Source organism: Amycolatopsis sp. NPDC043887 (assembly GCF_056435665.1).
On sequence record NZ_JBWKEB010000001.1, the window covers coordinates 624,859 to 650,872 of the forward strand.

The 26,014-nt window shown below is 69.3% G+C and carries 27 protein-coding genes; 19 read left to right on the top strand and 8 right to left on the bottom strand.

Going from position 1 to position 26,014, the window contains the following annotated elements; genetic code table 11:
- Positions 1-54 precede the first annotated feature (54 nt).
- Positions 55-1,338 (bottom strand): aspartate aminotransferase family protein, encoded by a 1,284-nt coding sequence (locus AC069H_RS03125; protein WP_478231165.1) that lies wholly within the window; start codon positions 1,336-1,338, stop codon positions 55-57.
- 133 nt (positions 1,339-1,471) lie between these two features.
- Here AC069H_RS03125 and serS point away from each other — a divergent pair, with 133 nt between their 5' ends.
- The gene (gene serS / locus AC069H_RS03130; RefSeq protein ID WP_478223768.1) at positions 1,472-2,740 is read left to right on the top strand and encodes a serine--tRNA ligase; all 1,269 of its coding nucleotides are present in this window, start codon (positions 1,472-1,474) and stop codon (positions 2,738-2,740) included.
- A gap of 27 nt (positions 2,741-2,767) precedes the next feature.
- The gene (locus AC069H_RS03135; RefSeq protein ID WP_478231166.1) at positions 2,768-3,760 is read left to right on the top strand and encodes a DUF3558 family protein; all 993 of its coding nucleotides are present in this window, start codon (positions 2,768-2,770) and stop codon (positions 3,758-3,760) included.
- On the opposite strand, the gene lhgO is transcribed toward AC069H_RS03135, so the two are convergent.
- Positions 3,757-5,010, bottom strand: coding sequence for an L-2-hydroxyglutarate oxidase (lhgO, locus tag AC069H_RS03140; protein WP_478224433.1), 1,254 nt, complete (start codon positions 5,008-5,010; stop codon positions 3,757-3,759). The two genes, AC069H_RS03135 and lhgO, sit on opposite strands and share 4 nt — an antisense overlap.
- Between lhgO and AC069H_RS03145 the strand changes: the two genes are divergently transcribed.
- Positions 5,004-5,615 carry a TetR/AcrR family transcriptional regulator gene (locus tag AC069H_RS03145; protein WP_478231167.1) on the top strand — a complete coding sequence of 204 codons (612 nt, stop codon included), beginning with the start codon at positions 5,004-5,006 and terminating at the stop codon, positions 5,613-5,615. The two genes, lhgO and AC069H_RS03145, sit on opposite strands and share 7 nt — an antisense overlap.
- Positions 5,612-6,127 (top strand): nuclear transport factor 2 family protein, encoded by a 516-nt coding sequence (locus tag AC069H_RS03150; RefSeq protein WP_478231168.1) that lies wholly within the window; start codon positions 5,612-5,614, stop codon positions 6,125-6,127. The genes AC069H_RS03145 and AC069H_RS03150 overlap by 4 nt, the downstream gene beginning before the upstream one ends.
- Before the next feature lie 104 nt (positions 6,128-6,231).
- Here the strand turns inward: AC069H_RS03150 and AC069H_RS03155 are convergent, their stop codons facing one another.
- Both AC069H_RS03155 and AC069H_RS03160 read right to left on the bottom strand, forming a co-directional pair.
- Positions 6,232-7,776, bottom strand: coding sequence for an MFS transporter (locus tag AC069H_RS03155; protein WP_478223764.1), 1,545 nt, complete (start codon positions 7,774-7,776; stop codon positions 6,232-6,234).
- A complete protein-coding gene (locus AC069H_RS03160) occupies positions 7,773-8,864 on the bottom strand; it encodes a C45 family autoproteolytic acyltransferase/hydolase (protein ID WP_478231169.1) in 1,092 nt (363 codons plus the stop codon). Before AC069H_RS03160 ends, AC069H_RS03155 begins: the two co-directional genes overlap by 4 nt.
- A gap of 120 nt (positions 8,865-8,984) precedes the next feature.
- Here AC069H_RS03160 and AC069H_RS03165 point away from each other — a divergent pair, with 120 nt between their 5' ends.
- A complete protein-coding gene (locus tag AC069H_RS03165; RefSeq protein ID WP_478223762.1) occupies positions 8,985-9,209 on the top strand; it encodes a hypothetical protein in 225 nt (74 codons plus the stop codon).
- Positions 9,206-9,874: a hypothetical protein gene (locus tag AC069H_RS03170; RefSeq protein ID WP_478223761.1), complete on the top strand. Its 669-nt coding sequence runs from the start codon at positions 9,206-9,208 to the stop codon at positions 9,872-9,874. The genes AC069H_RS03165 and AC069H_RS03170 overlap by 4 nt, the downstream gene beginning before the upstream one ends.
- On the opposite strand, the gene AC069H_RS03175 is transcribed toward AC069H_RS03170, so the two are convergent.
- On the bottom strand, positions 9,871-12,993 hold the full coding sequence (locus AC069H_RS03175) for an AfsR/SARP family transcriptional regulator (RefSeq protein WP_478231170.1): 3,123 nt from the start codon (positions 12,991-12,993) through the stop codon (positions 9,871-9,873). The genes AC069H_RS03170 and AC069H_RS03175 overlap by 4 nt on opposite strands.
- A 159-nt stretch (positions 12,994-13,152) precedes the next feature.
- Here AC069H_RS03175 and AC069H_RS03180 point away from each other — a divergent pair, with 159 nt between their 5' ends.
- The 4 genes from AC069H_RS03180 to AC069H_RS03195 are packed head-to-tail and all read left to right on the top strand — an operon-like array spanning position 13,153 to position 17,094.
- Positions 13,153-14,283, top strand: a complete 1,131-nt coding sequence (locus AC069H_RS03180) for a DegT/DnrJ/EryC1/StrS family aminotransferase (RefSeq protein WP_257483685.1) — start codon at positions 13,153-13,155, stop codon at positions 14,281-14,283.
- A gap of 7 nt (positions 14,284-14,290) precedes the next feature.
- Positions 14,291-15,220 carry an NAD-dependent epimerase/dehydratase family protein gene (locus tag AC069H_RS03185; RefSeq protein WP_478231171.1) on the top strand — a complete coding sequence of 310 codons (930 nt, stop codon included), beginning with the start codon at positions 14,291-14,293 and terminating at the stop codon, positions 15,218-15,220.
- 34 nt (positions 15,221-15,254) lie between these two features.
- Positions 15,255-16,481, top strand: a complete 1,227-nt coding sequence (locus AC069H_RS03190; protein WP_478231172.1) for a glycosyltransferase family 4 protein — start codon at positions 15,255-15,257, stop codon at positions 16,479-16,481.
- Positions 16,468-17,094, top strand: coding sequence for an acyltransferase (locus AC069H_RS03195; RefSeq protein WP_478231173.1), 627 nt, complete (start codon positions 16,468-16,470; stop codon positions 17,092-17,094). The genes AC069H_RS03190 and AC069H_RS03195 overlap by 14 nt, the downstream gene beginning before the upstream one ends.
- 11 nt (positions 17,095-17,105) lie before the next feature.
- On the opposite strand, the gene AC069H_RS03200 is transcribed toward AC069H_RS03195, so the two are convergent.
- A complete protein-coding gene (locus AC069H_RS03200; RefSeq protein ID WP_478223756.1) occupies positions 17,106-17,513 on the bottom strand; it encodes a hypothetical protein in 408 nt (135 codons plus the stop codon).
- 22 nt (positions 17,514-17,535) lie between these two features.
- Between AC069H_RS03200 and AC069H_RS03205 the strand changes: the two genes are divergently transcribed.
- From AC069H_RS03205 to AC069H_RS03225, 5 genes are all read left to right on the top strand, one after another.
- A complete protein-coding gene (locus AC069H_RS03205; protein WP_478223755.1) occupies positions 17,536-17,727 on the top strand; it encodes a hypothetical protein in 192 nt (63 codons plus the stop codon).
- Between the two features lie 258 nt (positions 17,728-17,985).
- The gene (locus tag AC069H_RS03210) at positions 17,986-18,564 is read left to right on the top strand and encodes a Uma2 family endonuclease (protein ID WP_478223754.1); all 579 of its coding nucleotides are present in this window, start codon (positions 17,986-17,988) and stop codon (positions 18,562-18,564) included.
- Positions 18,565-18,688: 124 nt separating this feature from the next.
- Entirely contained in the window at positions 18,689-19,249 is a 561-nt protein-coding gene (locus AC069H_RS03215; RefSeq protein WP_478231174.1) for a copper resistance CopC family protein, read from the top strand.
- A 54-nt stretch (positions 19,250-19,303) separates the two neighbouring features.
- A complete protein-coding gene (locus tag AC069H_RS03220; protein WP_125679130.1) occupies positions 19,304-19,813 on the top strand; it encodes a SigE family RNA polymerase sigma factor in 510 nt (169 codons plus the stop codon).
- Complete coding sequence (locus tag AC069H_RS03225; RefSeq protein WP_478231175.1) at positions 19,810-20,553, top strand: hypothetical protein; 744 nt, start codon at positions 19,810-19,812, stop codon at positions 20,551-20,553. The genes AC069H_RS03220 and AC069H_RS03225 overlap by 4 nt, the downstream gene beginning before the upstream one ends.
- A gap of 69 nt (positions 20,554-20,622) precedes the next feature.
- Here the strand turns inward: AC069H_RS03225 and AC069H_RS03230 are convergent, their stop codons facing one another.
- Positions 20,623-21,582 (bottom strand): Gfo/Idh/MocA family protein, encoded by a 960-nt coding sequence (locus AC069H_RS03230; protein WP_478231176.1) that lies wholly within the window; start codon positions 21,580-21,582, stop codon positions 20,623-20,625.
- Positions 21,579-22,685: a DegT/DnrJ/EryC1/StrS family aminotransferase gene (locus AC069H_RS03235; RefSeq protein WP_478231177.1), complete on the bottom strand. Its 1,107-nt coding sequence runs from the start codon at positions 22,683-22,685 to the stop codon at positions 21,579-21,581. Before AC069H_RS03235 ends, AC069H_RS03230 begins: the two co-directional genes overlap by 4 nt.
- A 158-nt stretch (positions 22,686-22,843) precedes the next feature.
- Here AC069H_RS03235 and AC069H_RS03240 point away from each other — a divergent pair, with 158 nt between their 5' ends.
- The 4 genes from AC069H_RS03240 to AC069H_RS03255 are packed head-to-tail and all read left to right on the top strand — an operon-like array spanning position 22,844 to position 25,947.
- Positions 22,844-23,575: a UDP-N-acetylglucosamine acyltransferase gene (locus AC069H_RS03240; RefSeq protein WP_478231178.1), complete on the top strand. Its 732-nt coding sequence runs from the start codon at positions 22,844-22,846 to the stop codon at positions 23,573-23,575.
- A 10-nt stretch (positions 23,576-23,585) separates the two neighbouring features.
- The gene (locus AC069H_RS03245; protein WP_005149592.1) at positions 23,586-23,825 is read left to right on the top strand and encodes an acyl carrier protein; all 240 of its coding nucleotides are present in this window, start codon (positions 23,586-23,588) and stop codon (positions 23,823-23,825) included.
- Positions 23,825-24,550, top strand: coding sequence for a glucose 1-dehydrogenase (locus AC069H_RS03250; RefSeq protein WP_478231179.1), 726 nt, complete (start codon positions 23,825-23,827; stop codon positions 24,548-24,550). Before AC069H_RS03245 ends, AC069H_RS03250 begins: the two co-directional genes overlap by 1 nt.
- A complete protein-coding gene (locus tag AC069H_RS03255; protein ID WP_478231180.1) occupies positions 24,550-25,947 on the top strand; it encodes an AMP-binding protein in 1,398 nt (465 codons plus the stop codon). Before AC069H_RS03250 ends, AC069H_RS03255 begins: the two co-directional genes overlap by 1 nt.
- The last annotated feature ends 67 nt before the right edge of the window (positions 25,948-26,014 follow it).

Sequence of the window (26,014 nt, forward strand, 5' to 3'; positions counted from 1 at the left end):
GGAAGGGACCTTTCCTTGCAAAATTTGCAAGGAAAGGTCCCTTCCTGGCGTTTGTCAGGAGATGGCGGCCAGTGCGTCGGTGATGATCCCGAGGCCTTCGGCGGCCTCTTCGGCGGTGAGCGTCATCGGCGGCGCGATCCGCAGCACGTTGCCGTGCAGCCCGCCCTTGCCGATCAGCAGCCCGCGTGCCTTGGTCTCCTCCATCATCCGCGCCGCGGCCTCCGGGTTCGGCGTCATACCGCCCGGCTCGACCAGCTCGACACCGATCATCAGGCCCTTGCCGCGCACGTCCCCGATCAGCGGGTTCCCCGTCGCGCGCAGGCCGTCGAGCAGTTCGTTGCCGCGGGCCAGCGCGTTGGCCTGGAGGTCGTGGTCGGCGATGTGGTCGAGTACGGCGGCCGCGCCCGCCATCGCGACCGGGTTGCCCCCGAAGGTCGAGATCGAGTTCGCGGTGAGGCAGTCGACGAGGTCGCCGCGCGCCACGAGCCCGCCGATCGCGAGACCGTTGCCGAGGCCCTTCGCGAAGGTCATCGCGTCGGGGACGACGTCGTGCGCCTGGATCCCCCAGTAGTGTTCCCCGGTCCGTCCCCAGCCGGTCTGGACCTCGTCGGAGATGAACAGGATTCCGTACTGGTCGAGGACCTCCTTCATCGCCTTGAACAGGCCGTCCGGCGGTGAGCTGAAGCCGCCGACGCCCTGAATCGGCTCGGCGATCATGCACGCGACGTCGCCCGATGTGCCCGTCTCCAGGACGTCGACCAGGTCCGCGACGCAAGCGTCGATGTACTCCGTGTCCGAAAGCGCCCGGAACGGGCTGCGGTACCGGTAGCCGCCGTGCACGTAGCTCACCTTCACCGGGCTGAGCGACGACGCCGACCAGCCGCGGTTGCCGGTGATGCCGACCGTCGCGAACGACCGGCCGTGGTACGAGTTCCGCATCGCCAGCACCTGATTGCTGCGCCGGTACTGGGTGGCGAGCATGAGCGCGGTGTCGTTGGCCTCGGTCCCGGAGTTGGTGAAGAACACCTTCGCGTCGGGGATGCCGGAGAGCTTCGCGATACGTTCGGCCAGTTCGACCTGTGACCGGATCAGGTACAGCGTCGACGTGTGCAGGATGCCGGTGTCGAGCTGCTTGCGCACGGCGTCGCTGATCGCCGAGACGTCGTAGCCCATCGAATTCGTCAGGATGCCCGCGAAGAAGTCGAGGTAGGTGCGCCCGGTCGAGTCGATGACCCGGCGGTCCTGCGCGTGCACGATCTCGATCGGCTCGTCGTAGTAGAGCGCCAGCCACGACGGCAGTACCGCCTTGTGCCGCGCCAGCAGGTCCGCATCGGTCATCGGGTTTCTCCGTCCGCAGCAGGGAGATCTCAGTATGGGGACGGCCCGAAACGGGCGGCAACGATCAGACTGTCGGGTTATCCGCGTGGACCCGCACATTTTGTGCGGCTCGCACGGACTACTCTCAGCACTCGTGATTGACCCCAGGACTCTGCGCGATGACCCGGACGTCGTGCGCGCTTCGCAGCGCGCCCGTGGCGAGGACGAAGGAGTGGTCGACAAGCTGCTCTCCCTCGACTCCCGCCGCCGCTCGTCCATCGCCGCCGCCGACAAGCTGCGCGCCGAGCAGAAGTCGCTGGGCAAGCTCATCCCCAAGGCACAGGGTGACGAGCGGGCCGAGCTGCTCGCCAAGGCGAAGGACCTCGCCGCCCAGGTCAAGACGGCCGAGATCGAGCAGACCGAGGCGTCGGAGGAGTTCGAGCAGCTGCACCGCCTGGTGCCGAACCTCGTCCACCCCGAGGCACCCGAAGGCGGCGAGGACGACTACGTCGTGCTCAAGCACGTCGGCGAGCCGAACAAGTTCGACTTCAAGCCGAAGGACCACCTCGAACTCTGCGAGGGCCTCGGCGCGCTCGACATGGAGCGCGGCGCGAAGGTCTCGGGCTCGCGGTTCTACTTCCTCACCGGCATCGGCGCCCAGCTGCAGCTCGGCCTGCTGAACATGGCGATCGCGCAGGCGACCGCGAACGGGTTCACCCCGATGATCACCCCGACCCTGGTCCGGCCGGAGATCATGGCGGGCACCGGCTTCCTGGGCGCGCACTCGTCGGAGGTCTACCGCCTGCGCGACGACGACCTGTACCTCGTCGGCACCTCCGAGGTCCCGCTCGCCGGCTACCACGCCGACGAGATCCTCGACCTGAACGACGGCCCGAAGCGGTACGCGGGCTGGTCGTCCTGCTACCGCCGCGAGGCCGGGTCGTACGGCAAGGACACCCGCGGCATCATCCGCGTCCACCAGTTCGACAAGGTCGAGATGTTCGTCTACACGCGTCCCGAGGACGCCGAAGCCGAGCACGCGCGCCTGCTGGACTGGGAAGAGCAGATGCTCGCCAAGATCGAGGTCCCCTACCGGGTGATCGACACCGCCACCGGCGACCTCGGCACGTCCGCGTACCGGAAGTTCGACTGCGAGGCGTGGGTGCCGTCGCAGGAGACCTACCGCGAGCTGACCTCGACGTCGAACTGCACGACCTTCCAGGCCCGCCGCCTCGGCATCCGCTACCGTGACGACGACGGCCGCCCGCAGACCGTCGCCACGCTGAACGGCACGCTCGCCACCACCAGGTGGATCGTCGCGATCCTGGAGAACCACCAGCTCGAAGACGGTTCCGTCCGGGTGCCGGAGGCGCTTCGCCCCTTCCTCGGCGGAACCGAGGTGCTCACGCCGACATCCAAGTAGCGGTCGGCGGTGAGGGGAAGAGGACGCATGCGGTATCGGAATTCGCTCGCGATCGGGCTGGCGGTCCTGACGCTCGGCGGCTGCACGTCGGTCATCGGCGGTACGGCTTCGCCGGTGCCGGGGCAGGGGCCGGTCATCACGAAGGCCGAGCCGTGCAAATTGCTCTCGCAGGAGCAGGCGGAAGCCATCGGGGTCACCTTTCCCGGCAAGGAACGTCCGGCGGACAAGGCACGGAAGATCCCCGGGACGTGCCGGTACCCGGAGCTGGAGGACGCGCCCGACGGGGTCGCGCTGGAGGTGTCGCAGAGCTTCGACCTCTCGCTGGTCGACTACGTCAGCGGTGCTCTTCCGGGGGAGAAGTTCGGCATCGGCGGGTTCACCTGGACCCGGTACGCGTCCATCTTCGGCCCGAGCCACTGCTCGCTGATGACCGAACTCGATCCGAAGACCTTCGTCGAGATCACGAGCCAGGCCCCCGGCGAAGACGTCACCAAGGCCTGTGACCTGGCGAAGGCCGCGGCTCCCGCGGTCGCGTCCCACCTGCCCGGCGGACAGCCGAGCCCGCCGCTCACCGCGCCCCCCGGCCAGAAGCCGATCGAGGCTTCCGGACCGCTCGTGACCGTCGATCCGTGCTCCCTGCTCAAACCGGACCAGGTGACGCCGTTCAACCTTCAGGCCGCGCGGCCGATGAACGGTTCGTCGAGGGATCCGAAGAACGGCTGCCAGTGGGACGACAACGACGGTGACGAGGGCAAGAAGGCCCTCGACCTGTGGCTCTACACGGCGACGAAACTCGAGGACGTCCCCGGTCTCGACGGCACCCCGGTCGAGCAGATGGTGGCGGGCAAGAAGTGGTTCGTCTACTCGAGCCCGGACAGCCCGATCTGCGTCGCGATGCTGCCGGTCACGGAGACCTCCTCGGTCAAGATCGACACCGGTGACCTCAGCGACAACGCCAAGGCCTGCGAAATCCCGCAAGCCGTGATGCCGCTGGTGACCGGGAACATGCCCGCCTTCTAGACCAGTTCGTCGGAGATGTGCTTCGCGATTTCCAGCGCGCTGGTCGCCGCCGGTGAGGGCGCGTTGAGGACGTGCACCTGGTTCCGCGCGGTCTCGATCAGGAAGTCGTCGACGAGCGCGCCGTCCGGGCGCAGCGCCTGCGCGCGGACGCCGGAGCCGTGCCGCACGATGTCGTCCTCGGTGACGGCGGGTACGAGCCGCGCGAGGCTTGCGGCGAAGCGGCGGCGCGAGAACGACCGGCGGACCTCGTCGAGCCCGGTCGGGTACGCGTACTTGCGCGCGAGCCGCCAGACGCCGGGGAAGCGGGCGACTTCGGCGAGGTCCTTCGCCGAGATGTCGCGCCAGGTGTAGCCCTCGCGGCGGAGCGCGAGCACGGCGTTGGGGCCGGCGTGCACGCTGCCGTCGAGCATGCGGGTCAGGTGCACGCCGAGGAACGGCAGCGAAGCGTCCGGGACCGGGTAGATCAGGCCGCGCACCAGATGACGGCGTTCCGGCTTCAGCTCGTAGTACTCGCCGCGGAACGGCACGATCCGCGCACTCGGCGTCAGCCCGGCGAGCCGCGCGACGCGGTCGGCGTGCAGGCCCGCGCAGTTGACGAGGGCGTCCGCGTGGATCACGTCGTCACCGGTCGCCACCTCGACACCGCCGGAGCGGCCAGGGCGGATCCCCAGCGCGGGAGTGCCGAGACGCAGGTCGGCGTCGGATTCGTCGAGCAGCCGCACCAGGGCGGCGCAGACGGCGGGGAAGTCGATGATGCCGGTGGACTCCACGCGCAGCGCGGCGACGCACGAGACCTCGGGTTCGTACTCGCGGGCTTCGCTCGGGGTGATCAGCTTGGCCGGGACACCGTTCGCCTCGGCGCGTTCGGCGAGCACCTTCAGTGCCGGAAGCTCCGCTTCGGAGGTGGCGACGACGAGTTTGCCGCAGACCTCGACCGGCACCCCGTACTGCCGCGCGAAGTCCACAATGGACCGGTTGCCCGCGCTCGCCATCCTGGCCTTGAACGAACCCGGCTTGTAGTAGAGCCCCGCGTGCACGACGTTCGAGTTGTGCCCGGTCTGGTGGGCCGCCCAGTGGTCCTCCTTCTCGAGCACCGTGACGTCCAGACCTCGTTTGGTCAGCTCCCAGGCGGTGGCGAGACCGACGATCCCGCCTCCGATGACTACGACTGTGCGCACGATCGACCAGGTTACCCGGAGCGCTACCTGACAGCTGTCAGGTTCGGTGGTAGCGTACCTGACCGATGTCAGGTAAACGACTGGGCAGGGAAGAGCGCCGGGAGCGGATCCTCGCCGCGGCGGCGCGGGTGTTCGCCGCGTCCGGCTACGACGCGGCCGGGATGCGCGAGGTCGCGACGGCCGCCGGCATCAGCACGCCCGTGCTCTACGACCATTTCCGGTCCAAGGCCGCGCTGTACGCCGGGCTCCTGGAGTCCGAAGTGGACAGTCTGCTGGCCGGCTGGGCGGAGCTGCCGCCGTCGGGCACCGCCGAGGAGCTCCTGCGAGGCCGGGTGGCGGCGATCTTCGCCTGGATGGAGACGAACGAACGCGGCTGGCGGATGATCTTCGCCGAGACGCCGTCCGACGAGGCGGTCGCCGAGGTGCACCGGCGCGGACAGGCCAGGGCCACGGGGCAGCTGACCGAGGTGTTCGCCCGCGTCCCCGGCCTGGCGCTGACCGCGGACCTGCCGCGCGACCGCGCGAACGAAGCGCTCGCCGAAGCGGCGAAGAGCGCACTGAACGCCATCGCCACCTGGTGGTGGAGCAACCGCGACATCCCGCGGGAACAGGTCGTCGCGCTCACGGCGGATCTGTTGTGGCGCGGGCTGGGGAACCTGATCCAGGAGGACGCATGAGCACCGAAACCGCCGAGCGGTACCGCCGGGCCCTCGAAACCCGAGACGTCGAACTCGCGCTGAGCGCCTTCGCGCCGGACGCCGTCGTGCGCTCGCCGTTGACGAGCCGCGTCCGGTTCACCGGGCACGCGGAACTCAGGCCGCTGCTGGAGGTCGCGTACTCGCATCTGCGCGACGTCCGGTTCCACACCGACACCGGCGACGAGGCCACGCGGGTCGTCGTCTACACCGCGCGCATCGGCGGCGAGGAGATCGAAGAGGCGGCGGTGCTGAAGCTCGGCGAAGACGGGCTCATCGCCGAAGTGACGCTGTTCGTGCGGCCGCTGCCGGGGCTCGTCGCGCTCATGGACGCCTTCGGCCCGGACATCGCGCGCCGCAACGGCCGCACGTTCGCGGCCCGGCTGCTGAAGGTGGCCGCGAAACCCTTGCTGGCCATGGTCCGGTCGGGCGACAAACGCGCGGTCCCGTTGGCCGGGCCCCGAGTGTCCACAAGGGACACTTTACGGCGATGAGGCGTCCCCTTGGTGCCCGTGGGGTCGTGAGTGGCAAGGGTCGTTCTAACCGTCATTATCACTCACGACCCCCCCGCGGAACCGCGCATAGCGCCTGGTCCCCTTCAGCCCACCGGGGTCGGAACCGGAGCGGGCTCCTCTTCGGGATCTTCGAGGACCTTCGGCACCCCGCGCAGCGTGAACAACGCGCTGACCGCCAGCAACGCCATCAGCCCCGCAGAGCACACCATCGTCACCTGCAACCCGTCGACGAACGCCGACTTCGCACTGGCCAGGACCAGCGCGCCCTGCTCGGGCGGCAACTGTGCCGCGACCTGGACGGCGCCGCCCAGGGTGTCCGAAATCGCCGCCGAAGTCTCCGGCGGTACGCCCGCCGGGATGACGAGTTCGCTCCGGTACAGCGCGCCGAGCGCACTGCCGAGGACGGCGATCCCCAGCGCACCACCGAGTTCGGTCGCCGTCTCGGAGATCGCCGACGCCGCGCCCGCCCTGGCCTTCGGCACGACGCCGAGCACCGTGTCCGTCGCGACGGAGAGGATCAGCGACAGCCCGACGCCGAAGATGATCATCGCGGCGAGCAGGTCGGTGTAGACGATCGTCACGCCGACCCCCGCGTACAGCGCGAACCCGGTCGCCGACAGGGCACAGCCGAGCCCGATGGTGACAGCGCGGCCGAAGGCCTTGATCGCCAGTGGCGTGAGCATGCCGCCGAGGATCGCGCCGCCCATCCCGGGCAGCCCGGCGAGCCCGGCCTTCAGCGGCGACCAGCCCGCCACCAGCTGCAGGTACTGCGCGAACATCAGCGAGACCGCGAGCTGCGCGAACATCGCCAGGATCGTGGTGCCGACGGTCGCCGAGAACGCCCGCTGAGCGAACAGCTTCAGGTCCATCAGCGGTTCGGCCAGCCGCGGCTGCCGCAGGATGAACGCCAGCAGGCAGCCGAGGCCGAGCACGGCGGCGACCGCGACGTCCCAGTGCCCCCAGCCCTTGTACGCGACTTCCTTGATCGTGTAGACGATCCCGACCATGCCGACGAGCGAAAGCAGCACGCTGGGCACGTCGATGCGATGGGACACCGGGTTCTTCGATTCGGGCAGGATCAGCGCGCCCGCGATCACCATGACCACCACCACCGGCACGTTGACCAGGAACACCGAACCCCACCAGAAGTGCTCGAGCAGGAAACCGCCGACGAGCGGCCCCATGCCGAAACCGAGGATCGTCAGCCCGCTCGAAACCCCGATCACGGCCGCGCGTTCCTTGCCGGTGAACACGTTCCGCACGATCGACAGCGTCGACGGCATCAGTGTCGCGGCGGCGATCCCGAGCAGCGCGCGGGCGGCGATCAGGAGCTCCGCCGTCGGCGCGTACGCCGTGATCACCGAAGCGACACCGAACAGCGACGCCCCGATCAGCAGCAGCTTCTTCCGCCCGACCCGGTCGCCGATGTTCCCCATCGTGATCAGCAGCCCGGCGAGCGCGAAACCGTACGCGTCGGCGATCCACAGCAGTTCCGTCGTCGACGGGTGCATCTGCTCCGAAAGCGACGGCAGCACCAGGTGCAGCACGGTCAGGTCGATCGCGATCAGCAGCTGCGCCAGCACGCAGACCGCGACGGTGCCGATCTTGCGGCCCTTGCCGATGGTCACCGCGAGACCCCGAACGTGAGTTCCGGCGTGTGCCGCGCGGTGCCGTTCTCGCCGTCACCCAGGTAGAACCGGGTGCTCAGGGTGCGGGCCGCCGGGTCGAGGACGCTGCGCCACAACGTCCGCCACGGCGCGCCGGGCTCGACCGTGAAGGACACCGCGTCGAGCGCGTCGCGCGGCCCGGCGTCCGCTTCCTTGGTGACGGTGCGAAGCCGCTCGTAGGTGCGCATGGTCTCCGGGGTGTCCTCGGGCAGCGCGCCGAGATCCGGATGACGGTGCAGCAGGTGGTTCGTGACGCACAGCGGCCCGTCGGCCACCTCGACGAAGTACTCGACGTCGTGCGCTCCGCGTTCGTAGACGAAGCCGCGGCCGGAGGCGTCGGCGACGATGTAGTGGCAGGGCGCGCCGTGCGCGTACTGCTTGGCGAGCATCAGCGCTTCCTTGGCTTCGCCGACGGTTTCGCAGGTGTCCAGCAGATACCGGCACACCTGCAGTACCGACAGGCCCGCCTGCGGGCCGTGCTCCAGCGGCATGGCGGTCTCGACCTCGGCCATCAGCAGCGCGACGACGAGCCCCGCCTCGTTGACCCCCTCCGTTCCTCCGTCCATTGTGGACATCGTGAGGGACGTCGAGGCGATGCCGTCGTCGGGGATCGTCGTCAGGACGTAGGGCCGTGACGCCATCGGCACGGTCCCGTCGTCGACGGGCTCCTCCCCGGCCAGCACCGCGCCCAGCTGAGTCCAGCTCATGGTGAAGAAGTCGTAGTTGCGGCCGAGTTCGCTCCCCGTCCACAGCGCCGAACAGCCCGATCCGGCGGGCAGGGCACTCGCGTCGTCGAAGGAGACGGCCGCGTCGGCGGGGAATCCGTGGGCCTCGGCGAACCCGGCGGTGCGCGCCGCGTACTGCGGCCAGTTCCGCGCGAACCAGGTACGCCGCGCCTTGGCCACGGCCGGGTCGAGCGGCGACGGCGACCAGTCCGAGCGCGCCTTCACCTCGGCGCCGAGGGCATGGCCGATTTCGGCCTGGGAGCCGCGCAGGGTCAGATGCCGCACGGCGAGGAAGTCTTCTGGAGATCCGGCTACGTAGGTCATGTCCGGAGGGTGTCCGCCGCCGCTGACCGTCCACGCACCGAACGCTGGCAGCGTGTCATCCGAATGTCATGTGCCCCGAGCGAAAGTGGTCCCACCAGGCAACGACGAACGAGGGAAACCATGCTCAGCAACAAGGTGTACATCATCGGCGGGGCGGTCATCAGCGTCCTCTTCCTCGCGCTCGCGATGGTCGAGTTCTCCACCGGCTACCCCGACGACGGCCTCCAGGACCTGCTCTACGCCGCCGTGAGCGCCGGCGCCGGCGCGCTGCTGTACGTCCTCGACCGCCGCCAGCGTGAGCGCCGCGCCGCAGCCAACGACGCAGCGCAGCGTGACGCCCGATGAGGAACATCGACGGCGGCTTCCTCGCCACACCCGACCAGGCCTCGCTTCAGCGCCGCGAACAGGACGTGCGCAAGGGCAAGCTCGCACTGCTCCTGACCGTCGCGGGCGGCTTCGTCACGCTGGTCGCCGGCTACCAGGTCTTCGCGGACTTCTCCCCGGTTTCGCTGGTGGTGACGATGCTCGCGCTGGCCGCCGCGATCGGCGGCGGGCTGCTCACCAAACACCTGATGCGCGCCGTGCGGTTCCGGGTGCACAAACCGAACGCGGGCCTGGTCGGCGCCGCGAAACTGACCGGGATGGTCGTGGCCGTCCTCGCGTTCATCGGACTGGTCGGCGCGATCGAAGGCCCCGGGGTGCTGCGGATCATCGCGATCGCCGTCGGCTGCGCGGCCATCGGCTACGTGAAGTCGCTGCACGACCAGCAGTGGGTGCTCTTCGAACTGGACGCGGTGGGCGTCCGGATCGAGCGGACGGTCGTGCCGTGGCGGGACGTCACCCGGCTCACCATCGACCCGGTCGGCCCGGGGATGACCCGCCTCGGCGCGGTGCCGGTCAACGCGGCGCCGCTGTACGTCGCGGTCGAGGACACCGAGCTCGACCAGCGGCTCCTCGCCGAGGCCGTCGGCCGCTTCGCGCCGCAGGGCACGCAGCTGACCCGCGCCTAGGCCAGCTGAGTGGCGCCCCGCAGGCCGAGCCCGCGGCGGTAGGCCCGGTCGAAGTCGTCACCGAGCCGCTCCCGCACGGTCGTCCTGAGCAGGGCGGCGTCCAGATCGACGGCGAACGGGGTGCCCCGGATGGTCACCGCCGCGCCGATCAGGACCGCCGCCCGCTCGGCGTCGCCCCGCACCAGCGCGACCCCGGCGAGACCCTCGGCGGCGCAGGCCATGGTGGTGCTGTCGTGCCAGCGGTCCGCCGCCACCAGCGCCAGCCGGTGCAGTTCCTCGGCCCCGTCGAGGTCACCCTCGGCGGCAAGGACCCAGCCGAGAGAGATCTTCGCCCCGGCGCGCACCCCTTCGGCCGCGAACGAACCTCCGGAGCACTCCGCGAGCGCGCGTTCGCTCAGCGCGCGAGCCGCCGCCAGATCGCCCTCGTGCCGGGCGAGGAACGACAGCCCGACGTACCCGGCCGCCCGGCTTTCGGGCATCCCGGCGCGGCGCGCGATCTCGATGGCGAGTTCGAAATCCGCCCGCGCGCCCGCCGCGTCGCCGTGGAGCAGCTTGCTGCCGCCGCGACGGCACAGCAGGTCCGCGTTGTCGTCGGACGCGCCGAGTTCCCGCATCAGCCGCAGGGCCTCGTTCATCGTTTCGAGGGCTTCGGCCTGCCGGTTCGTCCAGATCAGGATCTGGGACAGATGGTCGAGGGCCATCGAAAGGCCCCAGCGTTCCCCGATCGAGCGGAACGCCTGGGCCCCTTCGAGCAGGAACTCTTCCGCCGTGTCGAGTTCGCCCTGCAACAGCGCGCGAAGGCCGTAACCGGTCGGCGCGAGGGCGAGACTCCAGGCCTCGCTGTTCGCCAGCAGCACCCGGCTGCGTTTGATCAGCGCGTCGTCGTCACCGGGCGGGCCGGACACGACGCCCATCAACAGCAGCAGTGCCGGGTTCCGGGGCGCCTTGGTGAGATTCAGCATGAGGCCGTCCACCAGCGGCAAATGCCGGTCGAGCGCCTCGTGGCCCCGCAGTCCCGCGGCGGCGGTGAGCACGCAGAGCTGGTACTCCTCTTCGAGACCGTCCGGCGCCCGTTCGCCGAGCCGTTTGACCACTTCCAAGCTCAGCGTCGAGCCTTCGAACCGGCGGCCGCGCATCCACCAGTACAGCACCAGCGAAGCCGAAAGCCGGAGCGCGATCCGCACGTCGGACTCGGCGGCCCAGCGCAACGCGGCGAGGAGATCGTCGTAGGCGGCGTCGAGCCGATCGAGCCAGACCAGTTGGTCGCCGGTGCGCAGCAACGGATCGGCTTCCTCGGCGAGGGCGAGGAAATGCTCGGCGTGCGCGCGCCGCGAGCGCTCGGTTTCGCCCGCTTCGGCGAGTTTTCCGGCGAAGAAGGCCCGGATGGTTTCGAGCATCCGATACCGGTCCCCGGTGCGCTCGACCAGCGATCTGTCCACAAGGGACGGAAGCAGCTCCGCGATATCCGGCACGGCGCAGACCGCTTCGGCGTCGGCCAGGGTCGTGCCGCCCGCGAACACGGTCAGCCGCCTGGCGAGCAGGCGTTCGTCCTCGTCGAGCAGATCCCAGCTCCACTCGACGACGGCGCGCAGGGTGCGATGACGGCTCTCGGCGACCCGGCTGCCCCGCGAAAGCAGTCCGAACCGGTCGTCCAGCCGGGCGGCGATCTCGCCGACCGGCAGGGTCCGCACCCGCGCGGCTGCGAGCTCGATGGCCAGCGGCAGCCCGTCGAGCGCGGCGCAGATCCGCTGGACGTCGCCCGCGGTCTCGTCGTCGACCACGAAGCCCGGATCACTCGCCTGGGCCCGGTCGGCGAACAGGCGGACCGCGGCGAACTCCAGCGAGCGGGCGGGAGGCGTGCCCGGCGGCGGCACGGCGAGCCGCGGCACGGGGGAGACGACCTCGCCGGTGATGCCCAGCGGTTCGCGGCTGGTGGCGAGCACCCGCAGCGCGGGAGCCGCGCCGAGCAGCCGGGCGGCCAGTTTCGCGGCGGCCTCGACCAGGTGCTCGCAGTTGTCGAGCACCAGCAGGACCGCCCGTTCGGCCAGCGCGTCGATCAGCCGCTCCAGCGGCGCGTTCTCCACCGGTGCGGTGACCGTTCCGAGCGGGACCGTCCGCAGGCCGAGCGCGGTCAGCACGGCGTGCGCGACGTCGGCGTCTTCGGTGTACGGCGCCAGCTCGACGAAGACCGCCGGGAGGTCCATCGCGGCCGCGGTCTCGATGGCCAGCCGGGTCTTGCCCGCCCCGCCCGGTCCGGTCAGCGTCACCAGCCGCGAGCTCTCCAGGCTGCCGAGCACGTGCCGGAGATCGCCCTCACGGCCGATGAAGCTGGTGAGCTGCGCGGGGAGCGCCGCGGTCTCGAGGGGCGCTGTCTTGACCGGCGGCGTCTCCCCGCGAAGCACGGCCAGATGCGCGGCGGCGAGTTGCGGCCCGGGGTCCATGCCGAGTTCGTCGGCGAGGACGCGGCGGGCGTCCTCGAACGCGGTGAGCGCGTCGGCCTGACGTCCCGCGGCGTGCAGCGCGCGGATCAGCAGCGCGCGGGTCCGTTCCCGTAGCGGCTGCTCGTCGATGACCTCGCGAAGCTCGGCAAGGACGTCTTCGTGTCTTCCCAGCTTGAGCTCGGCCTCGGCGCGGTCCTCGATCGCCGACGTCTTCAGCTCGTTCAGCCTGGTGACCTGCGGATCGCGGAACGGCGCGTCGGTGATGTCCGCGAAGGCCGGGCCACGCCAGAGCCCGAGAGCGTCGCGAAGCAGTTCCGCCGCCTTCGCGGCGTCCCCAGCCGCGAGAGAGCGCCGTCCCTCGGCGGCGAGCCGCTCGAACCGATGCACGTCGACGTCGCCGGGGTCCACGGCGAGCCGGTAACCCGCCGGGCTGAACTCGACGGGCGCGAGCTCCTTCAGCGCGCCACGCAGCCGCGAGACCTGCGATTGCAGCGCGTTCGCCACGCCTTCGGGTGGCTGTTCGCCGTAGAGGCCGTCGATGAGACGCTCCGCCGGGACGATCCGGCCGGCCTCCAGCGCGAGCAACGCGAACAGCGTGCGGACCCTGGGCCCGCCGATCGGAACGGCGGTGCCGTCCCCGCGGCGCACCTCCGTCGCCCCCAGAACGCCGAATCGCATGAGTTAGAGGTTAGGGATGGAAGCGCAGCTTCTCCATTGAGGGCGGTGGCGGGGGCATGGATGGACTAGGGCGTCGTTGACCTGGGCGGATCCAGCCCGCCCGAGATCGGCCGAATGGCGTCTATACACTTCGCCGGGTCCCCACGCAATGGGAGAGGTATGTCTGAGCAGGAACCCGTCGTTCTGGGTCAGCCGACCGTCGGCGACGAAGAACTCGCCGCGGTGGCGGAGGTCTTCCGGTCCGGCTGGCTGGCCGGAGCCGGCCCCGCGTGCCGTCGTTTCGAGGAACGCTTCGCGAAGACCGTCGGCACCGCGCACGCCCTGACCACCAGCAACTGTGGGTCGGCACTCTTCCTCGGGCTGCGTGTGCTCGGCGTGAAGCCGGGCGACGAGGTCATCGTCGGCGACTACACCTTCCCCGCCACCGGCCACGCCGTGCTCCAGGCCGGCGCGACGCCGGTGTTCGCGGACATCCGCCCCGACGTCTGGAGCGCCGACCCGGCGTCGATCGAAGCGCTGATCACCCCGCGCACGGTCGGCATCCTCGCCGTCGACGTCGCCGGTCAGCCCGGTGACTTCGACGAGTACCGCGCCATCGCCGACAAGCACGGCCTGTGGCTGTTCGAGGACGCCGCCTGCGCCGCGGGCGCGACCTACAAGACCCGGCCGGCGGGCAGCCTCGCCGACCTGGCCGCGTTCTCCTTCCACGGCCGCAAGGGCATCACCGCGGGCGAGGGCGGCGCGCTGGTCTCGGACCGCGAAGACCTCATCGCGCACGCGCGCAAGCTGCACACCTACGGCATCGAGCCAGCCATCACCCGCGAAGGTTCCGGCGCGCTGCCGATCCCGGAGTTCCACGAGCTGGGCTACAACTTCCGGCTCTCGGACGTGCAGGCCGCGATCATGAACGTGCAGCTGGACCGGCTCCCGGACCTGCTCTCGGCCCGCCGTTCGGTGGCCAAGCGCTACCACGAGGCGTTCGAGAACCTGCCCGGTCTCGACGTCCCGGTGGAACTGCCGGACCGCGAGCACCCGTGGCAGGCCTACATCCTCACCGTGGCCCCGGAGATCGACCGCGACGCGCTCGCGTTGCGGATCCGCGAGCAGGGCGTGCAGTGCAACTTCGGCACGTACGCCTCGCACCTCCAGCCCATCTACGGCAAGAAGCAGACCTTGCCGGTATCGGCGGACCTCTTCGCCCGTCATCTCGCCATCCCGATGCACGCCAACCTCACCGATGCCCAGGTCGACCGGGTCATCGGGACCGTCAGCGCCGCACTGCCGAGCTAGGAGAGAAATGCCCGACAAGAAGGTCCTCTTCACCGGGGGCGGCGGTTTCATCGCCGCGCACGTCATCCCGATGCTGATCGAGGGCGGGTACACCGTCCGCGTCTTCGACAACATGACCCGCGGCGACCGCGCCCGGATCAACGAGTTCGTCGCCACCGGCAAGGTCGAACTGGTCGAGAAGGACGTCCGCTACGGCGGTGCCGTGCGCGAGGCCATGCGCGGCTGCACGCACGTCATCCACTTCGCCACCGTGTCGATCAACAAGTCGGTCGCGGACCCGCACGAGTCCATCGACATCAACATGGTCGGTAACCACAACGTCTTCGCCGCCGCGGCGGACGAGGGTGTCGAGCGGCTCGTGTTCGCCTCGACCGCGTCCGTCTACGGCGACCCGGAGCGGCTGCCGATGCACGAGGACGACGAGCTCAAGCCGCTCACGCCGTACTGCATCTCGAAGCGCGCGGGCGAGGACATGCTCGGCTTCTACGAGCGCACCAAGGGCCTGTCCTGGAACGCGCTGCGGTTCTTCAACGTGTACGGCCCCGGCCAGAAGATCGAGGCCTACTACACGTCGGTGATCAACCACTTCATCCAGCGCCTGCGCGCCGGTCAGCCGCCGATCATCGACGGCCGCGGCGACCAGTCGATGGACTTCGTGCACGTCACGGACCTGGCCCGGGCCGTCGTCGCGGCGCTCGAGTCGGAGAAGGCGAACCTGCCGATCAACATCGGCACCGGGATCGACACCTCCATCGCGACGCTGGCGACGATCCTCATCGACGCCGTCGGCGTCAACGTCGAGCCGCTGTTCAACGAGCGCGACGTGCTGGTCTCGCGCCGCGCCGCGGACATCACCCGTGCCCGCGAGGTCCTCGGCTGGGAGCCGAAGATCTCCGTGGAAGAGGGCATGTACGAACTGGTGAAGGCCTCCGAGTGAGTTCCGTCGACGCACTCTTTTCCGCGGAGACGGCATGGTGATGGCGCCGGGGGAAAGCCGTCCTCTTCGTATCGCCGTGGTGAACAACTTCTTCCCGCCGCGGGTGGGCGGAAGCGCGCACATGGCGGCCTCCCTGGCCGGGCAGTACGCGGCGCGCGGGCACGAGGTGCTCGCGATCACCGCCGCCTACGCCGACGCCCCGGCCGACGAGACGAAGGACGGCTACCGCGTCGTCCGCCTGCCCGCGGTGAAGATGCCGCAGCTGGGCCTGTCGATCGACTTCGACATGAGCTTCGCCTCGCTGCGGCCGGGGAACTGGCGGCGGCTGTGGAAGCTGCTGGACGAGTTCAAACCGGACGCCGTCCACCTGCACGGGCAGTTCTTCGACCTCTCGTGGCTGGCCGGCCTGTACGCGCGGCGGCACAAGCTGCCGATGCTGCTGACCATCCACACCCTGCTGATCAGCGACAACAAGCTGTACGGCGGTGTGTTCCGGTTCCTGGACAGCGTGCTGGTGAACCCGATCCTGCGCTACCTCAAGCCGCGCTACGTCATCCTCGACAAGCTCGGGGTCGACTACTGCGTCGAGCGCTACGGCACGAGCGACGCGAACTCGGACTACTTCCCGATCGCCGTCGACACAGGGAACTTCGAGAAGCCTTTGACGCTCGATGTCCGGGCGGAGCACGGGCTCGGCGACGGTCCGGTGATCGTCTCGCTCGGGCACGTGATCCCGCTGCGCAACCGGCTCCCCCTCGTCGAGGCGCTGCCGTCCATTTTGGACAAGCACCCTGGCGTGAAGGTGGTCGTCGTCGGCCGCGTCTACCACGACGTCTTCCTGAAGCGGGCGGAAGAACTGGGCGTCGCGGACGCCATCATCGTCACCGGCGCCGTGCCGAAGGCCGACGTCCCCGCGTACTTCGCCGCCGCCGACATCGTGACGCACGACCTCAACGGCGGCTGCGGTACCGCGTCGCTGGAGGCGATGCTCTCGGGCACCGCGACCATCGCGTCGGTCACCGAGGACAACTACCCGGGTATCGAATTGCGCAACGGCGAGAACATCCTGCTGGTGCGGCCGGACGACAGCGAGGCGGTGGCGAACACCGTCATCGACCTGCTCGACGACCCGGAGAAGCGGGCTTTGGTGGCACAGCGGGAAAGCGCGATGGTGCGGGCCAACTTCGGCCTCGACGTCGTCGCCGAAGAACACCTGCGTACCTTCGAGAAACTGGTGACCGAGGCCGATGTTCTTCGATGACGAGCGCAGCAACCGCCTGCGCCCGCAGATCCTGACCGAACTCGTCTCGCAGTACATGAACGACGCCGAACGCGCCCGGTTCTACGGACTGCCGGAGACGACGAGGGTCCGCGAACGGGTCAAGATCATCAGCCCGGAGAACCTGAAGATCGGCGAACACTGCTGGATCGGCGAAGGCGCCGCGCTCGACGCGAGCGGCGGGCTGGAGATCGGCGAGCACACCAGCATCGGGCTCAACACGCTGATCTTCACGCATTCCAGCTGGCTCGCGAACATGACGCTGCAGAACCACTCCGGCAGCGACCTCATCGAGCGCAAACCCGTGAAGATCGGCAAAGGCTGCTTCATCGGCGGCCTCGTGGTGATCGTGGCCGGGGTCACGATCGGCGATTTCGCCACCGTGCAGCCCAATTCCGTGGTCGCCAAGGACGTCCCGCCGCGCAGCCTGGTGGCGGGCAACCCCGCGCGCGTGTTCCAGAAGTACGACGACGAGTACATCCAGTCCGAAGTGGAGCGTGTACGCGCCGAGAACGCGCGGCGGCGCGCGCTGGCGGAGGAACGTGGGGACGCCGCTGGTTCTTGGGGCGCGCCGGCGGGCGACTTCACGGAGTAGCCCGGCCCTGATCACAGCCTGTCGGCGAACAGTTTCGCCAGCGTGGCGTAGACGTCGGACCTGGTCTTGTACAGGTACAGCGTCGCCACCCTTGTTTCGCCATGGCCGCGTTTCCCGACGCTCACCAGGATGTCGAGGTCCGGGCCGTCGGTGGGGATCTCGCACCACAGGGCCTGCTCGCCGATCCCGGGTAGCTGGGTGGCCGGTTTTTCGCATTCCTTCGCGAGCTTGTCGATCGTCGCGCGGGGCGGCTGGTTTCCGGGGATGGCCGCGACGAAGAGCTCCGCCGATTTCCCGTACTTTCCTTTCGGGTCTTCGTAGGCGCACCGGTAGGCCTTGCCTGCGCCGACCCGTTCGGACTCGCCTTCGTTGGCGACCAGATCGTCTGATCTCCCGATCACTTGAAGGAATTCGGTCACGCCCAGTACGGGGCAGGCCGCGGTGATCTTGGTGAGAGGCGCCGGTGGCGTCGTGGCCGGGCTGGGTGTCGCGCGACTGGCCGGTTTGCTCGACGACGGTGTCGACGACATCGGCGCGGGCTCGGTCGCGGTGCCGCTCGAGCAAGCCGTGACGGCGAGCAGCAGGCATACGGTGGTGAGGATTCCCCTCGATCTGTGCACGCCGGGAACGTAGCCAATGTGGGGCGGTCGTGACCAGGCGTTTCTTTCCGTCCGGTCAGAGAATGCACCGACAGTCAAGAACCTCCAGGGTTCTTCGTTTCTCGAAAGGAAGACGACCTGCGGAAACGCAGGGAGCACGATGGTGCACCCCGATGCGGGCCTTGCTTCCGCGCAACTCCTCACCGTAATGATTCACTACTTTCCGTGCTGATACGTTCTCGGGGAAACCGTGGGAAGATGGTCTGGTGATCACCGGCGAAGGAGGAGTTCGATGAGTGTCGTGGAGTGGCCTCACCGATTCCTGACGCTTGACGACTGGGCCGCGTTGCCGGAAGACCCGGAACACCGCGCGGAAGTCGTCGAAGGAGTGCTGGTCGTGTCACCCCGTCCGTTGTTTTTCCATCAGCGTGCGGTCAATCGCCTGACATATTGGCTCGACGAACAGACGTCGCCGGAGTACAGCGCGATGGGTGAGGCCGAAATGGTCGTCGCCACCGCGCCGCTGACGGTCCGAGTTCCCGATGTGCTGGTCACCTCCGCCCTCGTGGCCGACGAAAACCCGGCGAGAGTCTCCGCCGAGGAAGACGTGCGGCTGGTCATCGAGGTCCTGTCCGAGGGCACCGTCCGCACCGACCGGGTCACGAAGTTCTCCGAATACGCGGAAGTCGGCATCGAGCACTACTGGATCGTCGACCTCGACGATCCGGCGAGCATGACCACCTACCGCCTGATCGACGGCGAGTACGAGAACTTCGGCGAGCACACCGGCAAGGTGAGCCTCGACTTCGACGGCACTCCGCTCACTCTCGACCTCGACGCACTGACCACCCGCCACGCGCAGCGCCCGTGATCGCCCTCGTGAGTGGCTAGGACGGTTAGAACCGTCCTAGCCACTCACGACCGGGAACCACCACCCCCCGCTCGACCCGACTACTAGGCTCGGCGGGGGAGTTCCCCGGTGAGAAGGGTGTCAGATGAGGTTCAAGCGGTTCGGTGCGTCGTTGCTGGTCACCGGGTTGGCCCTGCTGGGCACCGCGTCCCCGGTGCTGGCCCACTCGGAGCTGAAGAGCAGTGACCCGGCGAGGGGCGCTTCGCTGGCGACGCCTCCGACGCAGATCAAGCTGACCTTCTCGGGCCCGGTCACCCTCGCCGACGACAACCCGATCCAGATCACCGGCCCGGAGAACGCGTCGTGGACGGTCGGCCGCGCGGAGGTCGCCGGAGCGGTCGTCACGGCGCCGGTCCAGGCCGTCGGCCCCGCGGGCGAGTACACGCTCCGCTACAAGGTCACCTTCGAGGACACGCACGCCGCGAGTGGCTCGGTGAAGTTCAACCTCAGCGCGCCGGTACCAAGCCCGACGAGCCAGGCCCCGACGAGCAGCCAGGCCCCGGCCGGCAGCGCGTCCCCGGCGCCTCCGGCCGGCGAGACCACCCCCGAAGATCTGGTACCGGCCTGGGTGTGGATCGTCCTCGCGGTGGCCGTGGTCGTGGCGGGGATCGTCGTCGCGCTCCGGTTCACTCGTCGGAAGGACTAAGCGGTCAAAGCAACCTTTCAGGTGGTCAACCGTCGAACGGAGATGAGGACCAGGGTGGCTCGCGGCGATGACGAGTTCGTCGAGTTCGTGCGGAACTCGGCGACGCGTCTTCAGCACGCCGCCTACCTGCTCACCAGCGATCGTCATCAGGCCGAGGACGCCACCCAGACGGCGCTCGCGAAAACGTATGCGGCCTGGTCGCGCGTACGCCGTAAGGACGCCTACGCGTACGCGCGACAGGTCCTCGTCAACCATGTGATCGACGGCTGGCGGCGTCCGATCCGCGAGAACGCCACGGAGGACATCCCCGAGCAGCCGAGCGGCCTGGACGTCGCCGGTGCCGTCGTCCAGCGGAAATGGCTGCTTGACGCGTTGCGTACGCTCACAGACCGGGAGAGAGCCGTCGTGGTGCTCAGGCACTTCTTCGACTTGAAGGAATCCGACGTGGCCGGCGAACTGGGTGTCTCGATCGGCACCGTGAAGAGCACCAATTCCCGCGCCCTGACCAAGCTGCGGATCACCGCGGAGGACGGAACGGAACTGATCGGGGGGCTGGGACGATGACCGACCTCGAGACGCTGCGTTCGGCCTTGCGGGAGCCGCCCGCCGAAGGGTTCGCCGAACCCGACCTCGGCGCGATCATGACCAAGGGCAGGCGTATCCGCCGTCGCCGCCGTCTCGCGACCGGCGCGGGCGGGGTCGCCGCCACCGTGGTGACGGTGCTGGTCATCGTCGGCGCGGTCGCGCTCAAAGGCTCTTCGTCCGAACAGCAGCCGCTTCCGCCCGCCGCGAGCGCGCCGGCCGCGCCCGTCCCGACCCCGGCACCGGCGAGCCCGTCGATCACGGCGGCCCCGTCGCCCTCCCCGCTCGGTGACGTGATCCCGCTCGGGTTCAAGGGTGAAGGTGGCCGCGAGCTGGTGATCTACGCGTCCGAGATCGACGAGCCGTCGATGCCGGACGTCCGGTTCGGTCTTCAGGTCGCGTACCGGGACGGCGCGGGCGACTACGACGCGCTCCTGGCCGCCAACGAATTCAAGGGATCCGATCGGTCGTTCGGCTTCCACGCCGTGGACGGCGGCGACCTGATCCGGGGCACGTTCGTGCCCGTGTTCGGCTACTTCTCGGGTCCGGCGGTGCGGATCACCAGCACCGTCCGCGGGAAACCGGTCGAGGCCAGGGCCATCCCCTGGAGCGAGGACCCGTCGGTCGTCATCTTCTGGTTCGACCCAGGCCAGGTGGAGTCGCCGTACGTGCTGACCCCCCTCGTCGCGTACGACGCGAGGGGCCAGCGCCTCACCAAATAACGCATTTAGTCCTCTGGATGTGGTAGTTGCCCACGCAACTACCGCATCCAGAGGACTAAATGCGAGAGATCAGGCCGCGGCCTGCGTCAGCACCTGGTCGACGACGGCGTGCGACGGCAGGATCAGGTCCCGCTCGGTGTCGGCGTCGATCGTGCCTTCGAGCAGGTCGACGAACCGGTCCAGCTGGGTCGCGAGCGGCTCGCGCGCGGTCACCAGTTCCGGGATCTCGATGACGGTCTGCTGGCGGTAGCCGAGGCCGTCCTCGGTGACCGAGTCGTGCGAGACGTGGCGGTAGATGGTGACGTCGCGGCGGAGCAGGTCGATCTCGATCATGCGGTCCAGTTCGGACACCCAGAGCGAGCGGACCTTGCGCTGGCCGAGGCGGGACGCGGAGACCGTGGCGAGCCCGGATTCGAACGACAGCACCGTCTCGATGGTGTCTTCGGCGCCTTCGACCGAGCTCGGGTGGAAGTAGCCCGCACCGGAGGCGACCCGCTGCGGGGTCGCGCCGCCGAAGAACTGGATCGCCAGGTCGACGTCGTGCACCAGCAGGTCCCACGCGACACCGGTCTTGATCCGCGGCGCGTACGGGCCGTGGCGGCGGGCCATCAGGTGGATCGGCTCGTTGACCAGCGCCCGCGCGGTCATCACGGCCGGGTTGTAGCGCTCCAGGAGCCCGCACATCAGCGGGACGTCCTTCTTCGCCGACAGCCCGACGATCTCCTGGGAGAATTCGAAGCTGTTGCACACCGGCTTCTCGACCAGCATCGGCTTGCCCTGGCCAAGGATCTCCTGCGCCAGCTCGTAATGCGCCTCGGTGGCCGAAGCGAGCACGACGGCGTCCACATCGGACAGTGAGCCGATTTCGGGCGTCCACTGGGTTTCGTAGCGTTCGGCGACCTTGCGGCCCGCCTCTTCGCGCGGGTCGATCACGCGGACGAGGTCCACGCGCTCGTTCGCGGCGAGGACACGGGCGTGCAGCGAACCCATGTTCCCGGTGCCGATGAGGGCGATCTTGTGGGTGGTCATGCGCCGAGTAGCTCGCGAACCGTTTCGATGATGGTGTCCAGGTCGGACTCGGAAAGGTGCGGGTGCACCGGCAGGGAAAGCGCCTGCGCGGCGACGGAGGCGGCCACCGGGAAGTCCTCGAACTTCGCGTCGGGGATCAGCGGGTTGTCCCGGTAGCAGTCGTAGTCGAAGACGATCTTCGGGTAGTAGATCCCGTTGCCGATACCGCGTTCGGTGAGCGCGGCGGCGAGTTCGTCACGCGAGAGGAAGGCGTGCGGGCCGACCAGCACGGTGTACTGGTGCCACACGTGCTCGCGGCCCGGCAGGACCTGCGGGAGGTCGAGGCCCGGGGTGCCGGCGAGGCCTTCGGTGAGGCGCTTCGCGTTGGCCTGGCGGGCGGCCGTGAGCTGGTCCAGCTTCTCCAGCTGTGGGATGCCGACGGCGGCGTGCAGGTCGGTCATCCGGTAGTTGTGCCCGGCGACCTCGTACTGGTACCGGGCACGCATACCCTGGTTGCGCAGCACCCGCAGCGCGTCGGCCAGCTTGTCGTCGTCCGTGGTGATCACGCCGCCCTCGGCGGTGGTGACGTTCTTGGTGGCGTACAAGGAGAAGCAGCCGATCCCGAACGAGCCCGACGGCTTGCCCTGGAACGACGCGCCGACGGCCTGCGCCGAGTCCTCGATGACCTTGAGACCGTGCTCGGCGGCCAGCGGCGCGAGCTTGCCCATGTCCGCCGTCTGCCCGTAGAGGTGCACGGGCATGAGGACCTTGGTGCGGTCGGTGATCGCGGCGGCGACGGCGTCCGGGTCGATCGCGAAGTCGTCGCGCCGGATGTCGGCGAAGCGGACGGTCGCGCCGGCTTCCAGGATCGCGTTCAGCGTCGCCACGAAGGTGAACGGCGAGGTGACGACCTCGTCGCCCGGCTGAAGGTCGAGCGCCTGGATGGCGGCGACCAGCGCGGTGGTGCCGTTGTTGACGGCGATCGCGTGCTTCGTGCCGGAAACGCTCGCGAACGCGCCCTCGAAGCGCTTGACCATCGGTCCCTGTGCGATGGCGCCGGATCGCAGCACCTCGACGACGAGGTCCTCCGCGTCACGGACGTCGACCACGGTAATGGGGATCATCTGCAAGTCTCTCTCGACTGGGCGTTCTGGTGCGTCCGGTACAGTGAGCCGCCGGTTCTGCGCCCGGCCGCCCTCTCTGGCGCGGGCCACACGCTACCGGGACCGCCGAAGCGCCCAATACCCCAGGCTGTCTCCGGCCACGACGAACGGATCTTCACGTGGTGAACCGCATCCACCCGACAGCAGTCATCGGCGAGGGTGTCGAGTTCGGCGAGGACAACGTCATCGGACCGTTCACGGTCATCGTGGGCCCCACCCGGATCGGGGACGGCAACTGGATCGGCCCGCACGTGACCATCGGTACCCCGGGTGAGGATCGCGGCCGCGAACACCCCGCCGCCTGGGAGGCCGCGCCGGACGGTGATCCCGATCACGACGGCCACGGCGTCGTCATCGGCAGCCGGAACCGGATCCGCGAGTACGTCAGCGTCCACCAGGGCACCTGGCGCACCACCAGCATCGGTGACGGCGGCTACTTCCTCCGCGGCAGCCACATCGCCCACGACTGCATCGTCGAAGACGCCGTCACGGTCGCTTCGAACGTCATCACCGGCGGCCACTGCCACATCTGGTCCGGGGCGAACCTGGGCATGGGCGCGATCCTGCACCAGCGGGTCGTGGTGGGCCCCGGCGCGATGGTCGGGATGAGCTCCGCGGTCCGCAAGGAGGTGGGCGCGTTCACCATCGCCGTGGGCAACCCCGCACGGGTGACTGGCGTCAACACCGTGGGCCTGTCCCGCCGAGGCCTGGACGAGGCCGCCATCGAGGCGCTGGGACCGTGGTTGAAGGGTAAGGCCGGTCTCCCCGAGGACGGGCTGGCCGACCGGCTGCCCGGCGACCTCTCTACCTTGGTGAAGGCGTGGGACGCCCGTCCACGCGACGATCATTAGGAGTACGGACATGGCGGAAGTCGCCGGCAAGCTGCGTGAGGTCTTCGTCGAGGCGCTGGACCTCGATGGCGAGGTCGATGTCGAGAACCTGAAGTACCGCGACATCGAGGCCTGGGACTCGGTCGGTCACATGGCGCTGGTCGCGGCCATCGAGGACGAGTTCGATGTGGAGTTCGACACCGACCAGGTGATCGACATGTCCAGCTTCAAGGTCGCCGTCGACATGGTGACCGACCTCCAGTCCAAGTGATGCTGGACGGCAAGGTCGCCCTGGTCACCGGGGGTACCCGGGGCATCGGGCTCGCGACCGCGCGGGCGCTCGCCGAGGCGGGCGCCACCGTCGTGCTGACCGGCCGCGACGAGGCGAAGGCCAAGGAAGCGGCGGCCGCGGCGGGGGCCGCGAGCGGGCTCGCCCTGGACGTCACCGACGCCAAGGCCGTGTCGACGCTGGTCCGCGGGGTGGCCAAGGAGCACGGCAAGCTCGACATCGTGGTCGCCAACGCCGGGATCATGGAGGACGCGCTCCTCGGCATGATCCGCGAGGAACTGGTCGACACCACGCTGAGCACGAACGTCGCCGGCACACTGCACACCGTCCAGGCCGCGGCCCGGGCGATGATGCGCAAGAAGACCGGTGCCATCGTCGTGCTGGCCTCGATCGTCGGTGAGTACGGAAGCGCAGGTCAGACGGTGTACGCGGCCTCGAAGGCGGCGGTGGCGAACATCGCGCGTTCGGCCGCGAAGGAGCTCGGCCGTTCCGGGATCCGGGTCAACGCGGTGGCGCCCGGCGTCATCGACACCGACCTGACCTCGGGCCTGACCGAGGACGCCAAGGCCGAGAACATCGGCAAGACCCCGCTCGGGCGGCTCGGCGCGCCCGAAGACGTGGCGAACGCGATCCGGTTCCTCGTCAGTGATGACGCTTCGTTCATCACCGGGCAGGTGCTGGGCATCGACGGAGGACTTGTTCTGTAATGACCCTTCTGGGTGTGGGTGCGCGACTGATCGACGTCACGAGCGGCAGGACGCTCGAGGGCGAGGAACTCGACACCGAGGTCACCCGCGTGGGTGCCGCGTTGTCGCTGCTGCCGCCGGGCGCGCTGTTCGCGCGGATGTCGGTGGACCTCGAAAGCGTCCTGAACTACCTCGGCGCGTTCGAGGCGGGCCGCGCGATCGCGTTGATCGACCCGGCGCTGGACGCCGACGTCCTGGTGGGGCTCATCGAGCGTTTCCGCCCGGCCGCCGTGCTGTCCGCGCCGGACGCACCCGCACCCGAGGGGTACGGCGTTTCCGACGGCCACTGGGTCCGGAAGTCCCCCGAGGGCGTCGAGCCGCATCCGCATCTCGCGGTCCTGTTGCCGACCAGCGGTTCCACCGGCAACCCGAAGCTGGTCCGGCTCTCGCGCGGCGCGATCTTCGCCAACGCCGACGCGATCGCCGAGGTGCTCGGCATCGACCGCCACGAGATCGCGCCGACCAGCCTCCCGCTGCACTACAGCTACGGCCTGTCCGTGCTGAACTCGCACCTCGTCCGCGGCGCGACCGTGGTCATCGAGCCCTCCGGCGTGCTGGGGCGCGGGTTCTGGGACGCGGTCAACGAGCACAAGGTCACCTCGCTCGCGGGCGTGCCGTACCACTACGAGATGCTGCGTCGCCTGAAGTTCGACCCGGCGAAGTACCCGACGCTGCGCACGCTGACCCAGGCGGGCGGCAAGCTCCGCGACGACCTGGTCGCCCAGTTAAACGACAAGATCCGCGAGGTCGGCGGGCGGATGTTCGTGATGTACGGGCAGACCGAGGCCGCCCCGCGGATGACCACCGTCCCGGCGGAACGGCTCGCGGAGAAGCTCGGCTCGGCAGGGCCCGCGCTGCCCGGCGGCTCCTTCGCGATCCGGCGCGAGGACGGTTCCGAGACCACGCATCCGAAGATCGTCGGCGAGGTCGTCTACCGCGGGCCCAACGTGATGATGGGCTACGCCGAGGACGAGGCGGGGCTGGCCGCGGGCGACGAATACGGTGGCGTCCTGGCCACCGGCGACCTCGGGTACCTCGACGAGGACGGGTTCCTCTACATCACCGGCCGCCTCAAGCGGATCGGCAAGGTCTTCGGCAACCGCGTCAGCCTGGATGATCTCGAGCACGCCGTGCGTTCCGCCGCGGTGGGGATCGACGTCGTGGCCGCCGTCCCGGCCGGGGACAAGGTCGTCCTGTTCGCCGAAGGCGCCGACAAGGACATCTGCAAGGACGCCGCGAAGGCGCTGTCCGAGCGGCTGCACCTGCACACGAGCGGGTTCGACGTCCGCGCATGCGACACCGTGCCGCTGCTGGCCAGCGGCAAGATCGACTACCGGTCGCTGGAGGCCCAGGTATGAGTAGCCGCGGCACACGAGCCGACCACAGAGCGCACTCGTGCACAGGTACGCGCGAGCTCGCGGAGGA

Excerpts from the sequence above, each read along its gene's own strand:
- AC069H_RS03150 (WP_478231168.1), top strand. The coding sequence starts at position 5,612 with ATGAGCACCGAAACCGCCGAGCGGTACCGCCGGGCCCTCGAAACCCGA.
- AC069H_RS03185 (WP_478231171.1), top strand. The coding sequence starts at position 14,291 with ATGCCCGACAAGAAGGTCCTCTTCACCGGGGGCGGCGGTTTCATCGCC.
- AC069H_RS03160 (WP_478231169.1), bottom strand. The coding sequence starts at position 8,864 with ATGACCTACGTAGCCGGATCTCCAGAAGACTTCCTCGCCGTGCGGCAT.
- AC069H_RS03165 (WP_478223762.1), top strand. The coding sequence starts at position 8,985 with ATGCTCAGCAACAAGGTGTACATCATCGGCGGGGCGGTCATCAGCGTC.
- AC069H_RS03210 (WP_478223754.1), top strand. The coding sequence starts at position 17,986 with ATGAGTGTCGTGGAGTGGCCTCACCGATTCCTGACGCTTGACGACTGG.
- AC069H_RS03190 (WP_478231172.1), top strand. The coding sequence starts at position 15,255 with ATGGTGATGGCGCCGGGGGAAAGCCGTCCTCTTCGTATCGCCGTGGTG.
- AC069H_RS03225 (WP_478231175.1), top strand. The coding sequence starts at position 19,810 with ATGACCGACCTCGAGACGCTGCGTTCGGCCTTGCGGGAGCCGCCCGCC.
- AC069H_RS03235 (WP_478231177.1), bottom strand. The coding sequence starts at position 22,685 with ATGATCCCCATTACCGTGGTCGACGTCCGTGACGCGGAGGACCTCGTC.
- AC069H_RS03175 (WP_478231170.1), bottom strand. The coding sequence starts at position 12,993 with ATGCGATTCGGCGTTCTGGGGGCGACGGAGGTGCGCCGCGGGGACGGC.
- AC069H_RS03135 (WP_478231166.1), top strand. The coding sequence starts at position 2,768 with ATGCGGTATCGGAATTCGCTCGCGATCGGGCTGGCGGTCCTGACGCTC.
- AC069H_RS03170 (WP_478223761.1), top strand. The coding sequence starts at position 9,206 with ATGAGGAACATCGACGGCGGCTTCCTCGCCACACCCGACCAGGCCTCG.
- AC069H_RS03230 (WP_478231176.1), bottom strand. The coding sequence starts at position 21,582 with ATGACCACCCACAAGATCGCCCTCATCGGCACCGGGAACATGGGTTCG.
- AC069H_RS03245 (WP_005149592.1), top strand. The coding sequence starts at position 23,586 with ATGGCGGAAGTCGCCGGCAAGCTGCGTGAGGTCTTCGTCGAGGCGCTG.
- AC069H_RS03195 (WP_478231173.1), top strand. The coding sequence starts at position 16,468 with ATGTTCTTCGATGACGAGCGCAGCAACCGCCTGCGCCCGCAGATCCTG.
- AC069H_RS03255 (WP_478231180.1), top strand. The coding sequence starts at position 24,550 with ATGACCCTTCTGGGTGTGGGTGCGCGACTGATCGACGTCACGAGCGGC.
- AC069H_RS03125 (WP_478231165.1), bottom strand. The coding sequence starts at position 1,338 with ATGACCGATGCGGACCTGCTGGCGCGGCACAAGGCGGTACTGCCGTCG.
- AC069H_RS03250 (WP_478231179.1), top strand. The coding sequence starts at position 23,825 with ATGCTGGACGGCAAGGTCGCCCTGGTCACCGGGGGTACCCGGGGCATC.
- AC069H_RS03145 (WP_478231167.1), top strand. The coding sequence starts at position 5,004 with ATGTCAGGTAAACGACTGGGCAGGGAAGAGCGCCGGGAGCGGATCCTC.
- AC069H_RS03215 (WP_478231174.1), top strand. The coding sequence starts at position 18,689 with ATGAGGTTCAAGCGGTTCGGTGCGTCGTTGCTGGTCACCGGGTTGGCC.
- AC069H_RS03180 (WP_257483685.1), top strand. The coding sequence starts at position 13,153 with ATGTCTGAGCAGGAACCCGTCGTTCTGGGTCAGCCGACCGTCGGCGAC.